Raw genomic sequence first — 9,872 nt, forward strand, 5'->3', positions numbered from 1 at the left:
TCGGCGCCCGTAGGCTCGAGACGATGACGGACGACGCGAACGTCAACGACGTCGAGAAGCGCTGGCACGACCCGCGCATGACGCGGGCCGCGCTGACCTACGTGGTCGCCGTCGTCGCCCTGGCCGGGCTGGCCTTCGCCGCGACCGCGGTGTGGCGTTCGATGCTCGCAGCCGTGCTGGTTCCGGGGATCCTCAGCGTCGGCGGCATCGGCGGGCTGGCGCAGACCTACCGGGTGTGGCGGGCCGGCGGGGTGTGGCCCATCTGGCAGGCCGCCGCCTGGTTTCTGCTGCTGTTCGGGGTGTTCTGTCTGGGCATCCCGTTCTCGGTGCACCAGTCCCAGATGGGTGCCGGGTGAACCCACCGCCACTGGCCGGGGTGCGCATCGTCGAGATCTCCAGCTTCGTCGCCGTGCCACTGGCCGGGATGACGCTGGCCCAACTCGGTGCGGAGGTGGTCCGCGTCGACCCGATCGGCGGCGCGGCGGACTACCACCGATGGCCGGTGACCGAATCCGGCCAGAGCATCTACTGGGCCGGGCTGAACCGGGGCAAGCGGTCGATGGAGGTCGACCTGGGCTCCGCCGACGGCCAGCACCTGGTGCAGCGGCTGATCGCCGCTGCCGGGGTGTTGATCACCAATGTCACTGGGCGGCAATGGCATTCGGCGCGCACACTCAGTGAGCTGCGCCCAGATCTGATCCACCTGGAGGTGTCGGGCCGCGCCGACGGCGCCACCGGGGTCGACTACACCGTCAACGCCGCGACCGGGTTCCCGCTGGTGACCGGACCGGCGGATCTGGACGGGCCGGTCAATCACGTGCTGCCGGCCTGGGACGTGTCCTGCGGGCTCTACGCCGCGCTGGCGGTGCTGGCCGCGCTGCGCCGGCGCGACGCGACCGGGAAGGGCAGCCACATCCGGCTGCCGCTGGACGACGTCGCCCTGGCCAGCGCGGCCCATCTCGGTTTCCTCACCGAGGTGATGGTCAACGGCACCGAGCGTGCGCGGCTGGGCAACGCCATCTTCGGGCAGTACGGCCGCGACTTCACCAGCAGCGACGGGGTGAGCTTCATGGTGGTGGCGTTGACCGCGCGACACTTCCGCGATCTGGCCGAGGTGACCGGCACCGCCGCCGCGGTCGACGCCCTGGCCGAAACCCTGGGTGCGGACTTCGCCGACGAGGGTCAGCGGTTTCGCCACCGCGAGGCGCTCAACGGATTGTTCGCCGACTGGTTTCGCGCGCACAGTGCCGAGCAGATCAGCACCGCACTGGCCGGCCGTTCGGTGCTGTGGGAGCGCTACCGCAGTTTCGCCGAGGTGGTCGACAGCCCGCGGGTGCGCGACAACCCGCTGTTCGCTCCGCTGCACCAGCCGGGGATCGGCACCTATCTGGCTCCCGGGCTGCCGATGTCGGTGGACGGCGAGCACGCCCGCGCGAACGCCGCACCCGCACTCGGCGCGGACAACGACACCGTGCCCGCCCGATGGCTGGGCGCATGATCACCGCGCTGCTCGAGCTCGCCGACGCCGGGGGAGACCGCTACACCGGTCCGTGCAACGGACCGGTCGGCAAACGCGCCTACGGCGGGCTGCTGGCCGCGCAGTCCCTGGCCGCCGCCTGCCGCACCGTCGGACCCGACCGGCTGCCCACCGCGCTGCACGTGCAGTTCCTGCGCGGCGGGGACGCCGGCACCCCGGTGGACTACTCCGTCGAGCGGGTGCACGACGGCCGCAGCAGCGCCTCGCGGCGGGTGCTGGGCCGCCAGGGCGAGCGGCTGATCACCAGCGCCACGGTGCTGTTCGCGGTGCCCGCCGCCGGACCGCGCCACGCCGAGCGGCGCACCGCGCCGGGTGACCCCGAGACCCTCGCGCGCACCGGACCGATCGGGCCCGCGCCCGCGCTGCCGCTCGGCGAGCTCGACATCCGCGTCGCCGACGCGCGCGAACCCGAGTTCGTCCGCCGGATGTGGTGGCGGGTCACCGCGCCGCTGCCCGACGACCCGCTGCTGCACGCCTGCCTGGCGGTGTTCGTCACCGACATCTACGGCATCGACCCGGTGCTGGCCGTGCACGGGCACTCCCAGACCGACCGCAGCCACCACGCCGGCACCACCGACTCCTCGATCTGGTTCCACGCGCCGATCCGCGCCGATGAGTGGACGCTGCTGGAGTCGCGCTCCCCGGCCGCCGGCGGCGGTCGCGGGATCATGAGCGCGGCACTGTTCGACGCCGGCGGCACCCGGGTGGCCACCCTGGTGCACGAGGGTCAGGTCGTCACCCGGACGAGCTAAAGCTCGGCCACCTCGCGCTCGATCAGCTCGGCCAGCCGCGCCTGGGCGGCGGCCTTGCGGGTGGGCAGGTGCTGCGACGGGAACAGCGTGTCCACCGGCTCGTACTCCTTGAGCGTGCGCCGCGCCACGGTCAGCTTGTGCACCTCGGTCGGGCCGTCGGCGATGGCCAGCGACTGCGAAGCCACCAGCATCTTGACGAACGGCATCTCGTCGGACACCCCGAGTGAGCCGTGCAACTGCATCGCCCGCATCACCACGTCGTGCAGCACCTTGGGCATGGCCACCTTCACCGCGGCGATGTCGCGGCGCACCTTCTGATAGTCGTGGTACTTGTCGATCTTCCACGCGGTGCGCAGCACCAGCAGCCGGAACTGCTCGATCTCGATCCAGCTGTCGGCGATCTTCTCCTGCGTCATCTGGAAGTCGCCCAGCGGGCCGTGGCGGGTCTGACGCGACACCGCCCGCTCGCACATCATGTCGAAAGCCTTGCGCGCCAACGCGATCGTGCGCATCGCGTGATGCACCCGGCCCCCGCCCAGGCGGGTCTGGGCGATCGCGAACGCCTGTCCCTCGCCGCCCAGCACGTGGTCGGCGGGCACCCGAACATCGGTGTAGCGCACGTAGCCGTGGCTGGCGTGCGACGAGGATTCGCCCCCCACGCCGACGTTGCGCACGATCTCGATGCCCGGCGTCTCGGCCGGCACGATGAACAGCGACATCTTCTGGTGCGTGCGCGCCTCGGGGTTCGTCACGGCCATCACGATGAAGAACGAGGCGAAGCGGGCGTTGGAGGAGAACCACTTCTCGCCGTTGATCACCCAGTCCCCGTTCGCCGAGCCGTCGCGCACCGCGCGGGTGGTGAACAGTCCCGGATCGGAGCCGCCCTGCGGCTCGGTCATCGAATAGCACGACGAGATCTCGCCGTCGAGCAGCGGCTGCAGATAGCGCGCCTTCTGCTCGGGCGTGCCGAACAGCGCGAGGATCTCGGCGTTGCCCGAGTCCGGGGCCTGCGAGCCGAACACCGATGGCGCCCAGCGCGACCGGCCGAGGATCTCGTTGAGCAGCGCGAGCTTCACCTGGCCGTAGCCCTGCCCGCCGAGTTCAGGACTCAGGTGCGCCGCCCACAGCCCCTGCTCCTTGACCGTGGCCTGCAGCGGGCGCAGCACCGCCATCAGTGCGGGGTTCTTCTTGTCGTAGGGGTCCAGCGGCGCGAGGTCGAGCGGTTCGAGTTCCTCGCGCATGAACAGCTCGACCCAGTCGAGCTTGCGCTGGTAGTCGGGGTCGGTCTCGAAATCCCACATGACGTCAGTATCTCTCAGGGCACGACCACGGCCCGGCCGGTCACCCGGCCGTCGTGCAGGTCGCGGTAGGCCTGCGCGCCGTGGTCCAGCGAGTAGATCGAGCGTTCGGCGCTGACCTGTCCGCCGGCCGCCAGCGCGAGCAGCTCGGCCAACTCGGGCCGGCTGCCCCAGTAGGTGGTGGCGATCGCCACCTCGTAGGGCTGGGAGAAGAACGACACCGGCAGCTGACCGCCGGCGATCCCGACGATGGTCAGGTCGGCCAGGTTGCGGGCGACCGCGCGGGCCAGCTCCAAGGTGGTGGTGGCACCGACGAAGTCGATCACCACGTCGGCACCGCGCCCGCCGGTCAGTTCGCGCACGGCCGCCGCCGCGGATTCGTCGGCGGCGATCGCGTGGTGCGCCCCGAGCTTGCGGGCCAGCTCCAGCGCGTCGGGTTTGACGTCGACGGCGATCACCTGGGCCGCGGTGGTGGCCCGCGCGATCTGCACCGCGACGTGGCCCAGCCCGCCGACGCCGATCAGCACGCAGGTGGCGTCCGGGGTCAGCTTGGGCCAGGACCGCCGGATCGCGTGATACGGCGTCAGCCCGGCGTCGGTCAGCGGCGCGGCGGTCACCGGGTCCAGCCCGTCGGGCAGCGCCACCAGGTGGCGCTGGTCGGGCACCAACAGGTAGTCGGCCATGCCGCCGTCGGCACCCAGCCCGCCGCCGCCGACCAGCGACAGGCGTTCGCAGTAGTTCTCCGCCCCGACCGCGCAGCGCGGGCAGATCCCGCAGCCCCACGCGCCGTAGACCGCGACCGGGTCGCCCTCGCTCACACCGGTCACGCCCGAGCCCCGCGCGTGCACCCACCCGGCGGTCTCATGCCCCAGCGTCATCGGCAGCTGCCACACCGCCGAGACGTCGAGCTCGTAGAGGATGTGCAGATCGGAGTGACACGCCCCGGCCGCGCCGACCCGGACCACTACCTCGCCCGGGCCCGGTGTGGGGTCGGGGGTTTCGACGAGCTCGGGTTCGCGGCCCGGGCCGGTCATTCGCAGCGCCCGCATGCATGCGATTACATCCGGTTGGCCCGACCGGCGTGGGCGAATGCGGCATGCTTCGGGACGTGCTGCTGCTCAGCCGCCTCGTCGGCCGCGAGGTCCGCGGACCCGACGGCCGGCCGGTCGGGCGGCTGGCCGACCTGATCGTGTGCCTCGACGGCAACCACGGCCCGCCGGCGGTGCAGCGGCTCGTGGTGACCGGCCGCCGCGGGCCGACGCTGGTGGTGCCGTGGGCCGCCGTCGAGGAATTCGACGCCGGCCCGGTCACGCTGGCCGCCACCGGCTTCGCGGTGGACTCGCTGGCCGAGGCGCTCGGCCCCGACGAGCTGCTGCTGGTGCGCGACGTGCTCGACACCCAGGTGGTCGACGTCGTCGGTCAGCGGCTGGCCCGGGTGGCCGACGTGCTGCTCGCCCGCGACGGGCACGGCGCGCTGGAACTGGCCGGGGTGGAGGTCGGCTTCGGCGGGGTGCTGCGCCGGCTCAGCTTCGGCGGCGGCCTGCTCGCCCGCGACGTCGTGGACTGGGCGGATCTGCACCTGGCCTCCGACCGCGGCCACGCGGTGCAGCTGTCCACGCCACGCTCGGCGGTGCACCGGCTCGACGCGCCCGGGCTGGCGGCATTGATCAGCCGGGTCGACGTCGACGCGGCCACCGAGATTCTCGCCGCCCGCGACCCGCGGGTCGCCGCCGAGGCGGTGCGGGCGGTGCACCCCGAGGTCGCCGAGCGGATCGTGCGGCGCCCGTCGCGGCGCGCCCGCCGGTTCTTCCGCGCGGGGGTGTGGCCGCACCGCCGCCGCCTGATCCGTCTGCCGCACCGGCGATGAACGACTCCCGCAAGGCCCGGCTGGTCGCGCTGACGGCGGTGCTCGGGCCGGGTCTGCTGGCCGGGCTGTCCGACGACGACCCGGCCGGCATCACCACCTACTCGGTGCTCGGCGCCGACCACGGCTACCAGCTGCTGTGGGTGCTGCTGCTGTCCACCGTGGCGCTGGTGATCTTCCACGGGCTGGCCGCCCGGATGGGCGTGGTCACCGGCCAAGGCCTGATCGGCCTGGTGCGCCAGCGCTACGGCGTCCGCATCGGCGGGGCGGTGCTGGCCGCGCTCGTCGTCGCCAACATCGGCACCACCTGCGCTGAATTCGCCGGCATCGCGGCAGGTTTCGAGATCTTCGGGATCAGCCGCTACGTCAGCGTCCCCGCCGCGGCGGTCATCGTCTCGCTGCTGGTGCTGCGGGGCAGCTTCCACCGCGTCGAGCGGGTGCTGCTGCTGGTGTCGACGGTGTTTCTGGCCTACATCGCCTCGGGGTTCATGGCCGGCCCGGACTGGGGTGCGGCGCTGCGCGGCACCGTGGTGCCGACCATGCCGATGACCGGTGAGGCGCTGGCCATCGTGACCGCGACGCTGGGCACCACGCTGGCGCCGTGGGGACTGTCGTTTATGCAGTCCTACGCGGTGGACAAGAAGCTGCGCACCGAGGACCTGGCGGCCGAGCGGATCGACGTGGTCACCGGCGCGGTGCTGACCGGGGTGATCGGTTTCTTCGTGGTGGTGGCGTGCGCGGCCACGCTGCATCGCGACGGGCTGCGCATCACCGACGCCGCCGACGCCGCGGTGGCGCTGCAACCGCTGGCCGGTGAGGCCGCCTCGACCCTGTTCGCGGTCGGGCTGATCGGGGCGGCGTTCCTGGCGGCGTCGGTGCTGCCGCTGTCGACGGCGTACTCGGTGTGCGAGTACGCGGGGTTCGAGGCCGCCCTCGACGACCCCTACCGCGAGGCGCGCACCTTCTATCTGACCTTCGCCATCATCACCCTGATCGGGTCGAGCATCGTGCTGGCGCCCGGCGCCCCCCTGGTCACGATCCTGGTCGGCACCCAGGTGCTCAACGCGGTGCTGCTGGTGCCGCTGCTGATCGCGATGGTCGGCCTGGGCCGCGACCGCCAGTTGATGGGCGACTTCGCCGCCGGGCGGGCCGGCACCCTGGTCTACGCGTTGACCACCGTGGTGGTGGTGGTGTGCGTGCTCACCCTGGGCGCGACGACGGTGCTCGGATGACCGCGATCGCGGTGCGCGCCGCTAGCCCCCGTCCCCCCGCCGACTGTGCGGTTTCATCCCCAACACGCCGCAACAGCCGGATCAGACCGCACGCTCGAGGGGGCGCGGACGGCGCCGGCGGTCACGCGAAGACGAAATCCGCCGGGTCGGGCCGGCGGGTCCAGGTCCAGTAGTCCACCAGCCGCCACGGACTCAGCGAGTGCACGACGCCGTTGCGGTCCTTGTAGAAGCTGTGCTCGATGGACGGCTGGGCCCACACCATCGTCGCCATCTCGGCCTGGCTGCGCGCATACCAGTCGTCGTAGGCCTCGACGCGCGGCTCCATCGCGGTCGCGCCGCAGTTCAGCAGCAGATCCACGCAGCCCACGATGTAGCGGATCTGGCACTCGGAGTGAAAGATCAGGCTGCCGCCGCTGGCCAGGTTGGTGCCCGGCCCGTACATACAGAAGAAGTTCGGGAAACCCGGGATGGTGATGCCCAGGTGCGCCGACGGCTTCTCCCCCCACGCCTCGTGCAGGTCGCGCCCGCCGCGGCCGGTCACCCGGATCGAGCCGAGGAAGTCGTTGACCCGAAAGCCGGTCGCGTAGACCAGCACGTCGGCCGGGTGCCGCACGCCCTCGCCGTCCACCACCGCGTCGGCTTCGATGCGCCCGACCCCGCAGCGCACCAACTCGACGTTGTCGCGGCGCAGCGTGGCCAGCCAGCTGCCGTTGTCCTGCAGGGTGCGCTTGCCGGTGGCGGGGTAGTCGGGGACGACCTTGGCGGCGAGCTCCTCGGCGCGCGGGTCGCCGTCGAGCTGGCTGGTGATCCACTGGGTGAACATCAGCCGGGCCATGTCGTTGGCGGCGCTGACCGCGCGCTGCTGGTCGGGCCACGCCGGGTCCACCTTGGCCGCGGCCAGCCCGGTGTCACAGCCCGGCCAGAACACCAGGAACCGGAACCAGCGCCCGTAGAACGGTAGGTGCCGCAGGGCCCAGCGGGTGCCCGGCCCGACGGTGGCGTGGTAGTCGGGGTTGGGGAACATCCACTGCGCGGTGCGCTGGAAGATGCTCAGCCGTCCGACGGTGCCGGCGATGGCGGGGGCGAGCTGGAATCCGGTCGCGCCCGCGCCGATCATCACCACGTCCCTGCCGGCGAGGTCGACGTCGTGGTCCCAGCGGGCGGTGTGGAAGGCCGGCCCGGCGAAATCGCCCGCCCCCGGCAGCTCCGGTACGAACGGCTGGTTGAGCTGGCCGACCGCGCTGATCACCGCGCGGGCCCGCAGCGTCTGGGTGCCGTCGCCGCCGCGCACGTCGACCGACCACGTCCCGGTGTCGTCGTCCCACGCCGCACCGAGGACCTCGGTGTCGAACCGGATGTTTTCGGCGACGCCGTGGCGGTGCATGACGTCGTCGAAATAGCGCTGCAGTTCGGGCTGGCGGGCGAAGAACTCGCTCCAGTGGTCGGCGGGCTCGAAGCTGTAGCAGTAGAAGTGGTTGCCGACGTCCACCCGCGCGCCGGGGTAGGAGTTCTCCCACCAGGTGCCCCCCACGCCGGGGTTCTTCTCGATCACCGTGAACGGGATGCCGGCCTGCTGGAGGCGGATCGCCGCGAGCAGCCCGGACTGGCCGGCGCCGATCACGATCACCGGGAAGTCCTCGCGCGCCCGCGGATCCGAGCCCGGCTGGTCTTCGCGGCCGTCTCGACCGTCGAGGCCCATCTCCTCGAGCATCATCGGCACGTACTCCCCGGGCACCTCCGCGGCGGCGATCCAGTCCATCATCTGCCCGAGCATCGCCGGCTCGACCGGGCGCGGCTCGGGGCAGCCGCGGTCGCGGTAGTCGAAGATGATGCCCAGCGCCAGCGCGCGGGCCGCCTCCCTGTCCTGCTCGGACATGAACCCCTGGATCTCGTTGAGGAACAGCCCGGCCGGCCGCAGCGGGCCGTCGAGGATCGCGCGCCGGGTCGCCTCGTCGTCGGCCATGTGCACGCACGCCATCAGCAGCGTCGGCACCGACACGTCGCTCAGGTGCTCGGCGATCGCCTCGTCGGAGTCGGCGAACGGCTCACCGGCGTGCGGGTTGCGCATCGCCTCAGGCTATGCGCCCCGCCGAGCGTGCGTTTTCATACCCGACACGCCGCAGAAACCGGATGAAACCGCACAGTCGGGGGAGGGCGCACAGAGGCCGACGGCACTACCCTGGCGGCGTGTGGTTGCGCCAGCGCGACGGGGTGACCTGCGGCCCGAGTGTGGCGGTGATGGCCGGGGCGCTGATCGACGCTGACTACGGCGCGCCCCTGCGAGCCGGGCAGGCGCGGCAGTGGTTCGACGCCGAACAGGCCCGGGTGCACCGGCGGGTCAACCGGTTGTGGCCGCGGGCGTTGGGCACCACCCCGGCCGGGATGGCCCGGGCGCTGTCCGCGCACGGCACCCGCTACCGCTGGCGCACCGCCCGGCACGCCGACCCCCTCGATGACGTCCTCGCCGCCCTCGACGCCGGCCGGCCGGTGGCCATGCTGATCGGCGCGGCGATCCCCCGGCACTGGGTGCTGCTCACCGAACACCGCGAGAAGCGGCTGCTCTGTTATGAGCCCTCGTCGGGCCGGCTGATGCCGATCGACGCCGGGGACATCCGCGCGGCCCGGCTGCGTGGCCTGGGCTTCTCCCGGCCGTTCGCCTTCGTGCTGCCCGCACGGTAGGGCCCACACCGGCCGGTACGGTGAAATCGTGAGCCAAGCCCCCCTCATCGACCTGCCCGTCGACGGCGACGCCTACCTGCCGCCCGCCCCGCGCCTGCCCAAGGCGCTGATCGCGCTGGCGTTCGTGGCGTCCCGGCGCCGCACGGTCATCCGGCTCACCCGCGACTACGGCCGCTGCATGACGGTGCGGGTTCCGGTGTTCGGCGACTGCGTGTTGGTCTCCGAGCCGGCACTGGTCAAGCAGATCTTCACCACCAGCCCCGACGTGCTGCACAACATCCAGCCCAACCTCAGCCGGCTGCTGGGCCGCGGTTCGGTGTTCGGCCTCGACGGCGAGGCGCATCGCCGCCGCCGCAAGCTGCTCACCCCGCCGTTCCACGGCAAGAGCATCAAGGCCTACGAGAGCATCGTCGAGGAGGAGACGCTGCGCGAGCTGGCGTCCTGGCCGCAGGGCCGCGAGTTCGCGGTCGCCGAGCCGATGATGCGGATCACCCTCAACGTCATCCTGCG

General features: G+C 72.3%; 10 protein-coding genes. 7 read left to right on the forward strand and 3 right to left on the reverse strand.

Annotated features, from left to right (window positions below):
* Window positions 1–23 precede the first annotated feature (23 nt).
* The 3 genes from ACKOB8_RS15815 to ACKOB8_RS15825 are packed head-to-tail and all read left to right on the forward strand — an operon-like array spanning window position 24 to window position 2,289.
* Window positions 24–356 carry a hypothetical protein gene (locus ACKOB8_RS15815; protein WP_526378973.1) on the forward strand — a complete coding sequence of 111 codons (333 nt, stop codon included), beginning with the start codon at window positions 24–26 and terminating at the stop codon, window positions 354–356.
* Window positions 353–1,498, forward strand: coding sequence for a CoA transferase (locus ACKOB8_RS15820; protein WP_526378975.1), 1,146 nt, complete (start codon window positions 353–355; stop codon window positions 1,496–1,498). Before ACKOB8_RS15815 ends, ACKOB8_RS15820 begins: the two co-directional genes overlap by 4 nt.
* Window positions 1,483–2,289 (forward strand): acyl-CoA thioesterase, encoded by an 807-nt coding sequence (locus tag ACKOB8_RS15825; RefSeq protein WP_526378977.1) that lies wholly within the window; start codon window positions 1,483–1,485, stop codon window positions 2,287–2,289. Before ACKOB8_RS15820 ends, ACKOB8_RS15825 begins: the two co-directional genes overlap by 16 nt.
* Here ACKOB8_RS15825 and ACKOB8_RS15830 read toward each other — a convergent pair.
* Both ACKOB8_RS15830 and ACKOB8_RS15835 read right to left on the reverse strand, forming a co-directional pair.
* Window positions 2,286–3,590 (reverse strand): acyl-CoA dehydrogenase family protein, encoded by a 1,305-nt coding sequence (locus tag ACKOB8_RS15830; RefSeq protein ID WP_526378979.1) that lies wholly within the window; start codon window positions 3,588–3,590, stop codon window positions 2,286–2,288. The genes ACKOB8_RS15825 and ACKOB8_RS15830 overlap by 4 nt on opposite strands.
* Before the next feature lie 14 nt (window positions 3,591–3,604).
* A complete protein-coding gene (locus ACKOB8_RS15835; protein WP_526378981.1) occupies window positions 3,605–4,636 on the reverse strand; it encodes an NAD(P)-dependent alcohol dehydrogenase in 1,032 nt (343 codons plus the stop codon).
* Window positions 4,637–4,695: 59 nt separating this feature from the next.
* Here ACKOB8_RS15835 and ACKOB8_RS15840 point away from each other — a divergent pair, with 59 nt between their 5' ends.
* Both ACKOB8_RS15840 and ACKOB8_RS15845 read left to right on the forward strand, forming a co-directional pair.
* Window positions 4,696–5,454, forward strand: a complete 759-nt coding sequence (locus ACKOB8_RS15840; protein WP_526378983.1) for a magnesium transporter — start codon at window positions 4,696–4,698, stop codon at window positions 5,452–5,454.
* Window positions 5,451–6,683, forward strand: coding sequence for an NRAMP family divalent metal transporter (locus ACKOB8_RS15845; protein WP_526378985.1), 1,233 nt, complete (start codon window positions 5,451–5,453; stop codon window positions 6,681–6,683). The genes ACKOB8_RS15840 and ACKOB8_RS15845 overlap by 4 nt, the downstream gene beginning before the upstream one ends.
* Before the next feature lie 121 nt (window positions 6,684–6,804).
* Here ACKOB8_RS15845 and ACKOB8_RS15850 read toward each other — a convergent pair whose 3' ends face one another.
* A complete protein-coding gene (locus ACKOB8_RS15850) occupies window positions 6,805–8,751 on the reverse strand; it encodes a flavin-containing monooxygenase (protein WP_526378987.1) in 1,947 nt (648 codons plus the stop codon).
* Between the two features lie 170 nt (window positions 8,752–8,921).
* On the opposite strand from ACKOB8_RS15850, the gene ACKOB8_RS15855 reads away from it, so the two are divergent.
* Together ACKOB8_RS15855 and ACKOB8_RS15860 are read left to right on the forward strand one after the other, a co-directional pair.
* Window positions 8,922–9,362, forward strand: a complete 441-nt coding sequence (locus ACKOB8_RS15855; protein WP_526378991.1) for a cysteine peptidase family C39 domain-containing protein — start codon at window positions 8,922–8,924, stop codon at window positions 9,360–9,362.
* Window positions 9,363–9,390: 28 nt separating this feature from the next.
* On the forward strand, window positions 9,391–9,872 hold a 482-nt coding region (locus ACKOB8_RS15860), incomplete at its 3' end, for a cytochrome P450 (protein ID WP_526378989.1).

Source organism: Mycobacterium sp., from assembly GCF_046091765.1.
Classification (GTDB): Bacteria; Actinomycetota; Actinomycetes; order Mycobacteriales; family Mycobacteriaceae; genus Mycobacterium.

Bases quoted from the DNA above. Each gene is read 5' to 3' on its own strand.
- ACKOB8_RS15855 (WP_526378991.1), top strand. From the start codon at position 8,922: ATGGCCGGGGCGCTGATCGACGCTGACTACGGCGCGCCCCTGCGAGCC.
- ACKOB8_RS15815 (WP_526378973.1), top strand. From the start codon at position 24: ATGACGGACGACGCGAACGTCAACGACGTCGAGAAGCGCTGGCACGAC.
- ACKOB8_RS15845 (WP_526378985.1), top strand. From the start codon at position 5,451: ATGAACGACTCCCGCAAGGCCCGGCTGGTCGCGCTGACGGCGGTGCTC.
- ACKOB8_RS15830 (WP_526378979.1), bottom strand. From the start codon at position 3,590: ATGTGGGATTTCGAGACCGACCCCGACTACCAGCGCAAGCTCGACTGG.
- ACKOB8_RS15835 (WP_526378981.1), bottom strand. From the start codon at position 4,636: ATGCGGGCGCTGCGAATGACCGGCCCGGGCCGCGAACCCGAGCTCGTC.
- ACKOB8_RS15825 (WP_526378977.1), top strand. From the start codon at position 1,483: ATGGCTGGGCGCATGATCACCGCGCTGCTCGAGCTCGCCGACGCCGGG.
- ACKOB8_RS15850 (WP_526378987.1), bottom strand. From the start codon at position 8,751: ATGCGCAACCCGCACGCCGGTGAGCCGTTCGCCGACTCCGACGAGGCG.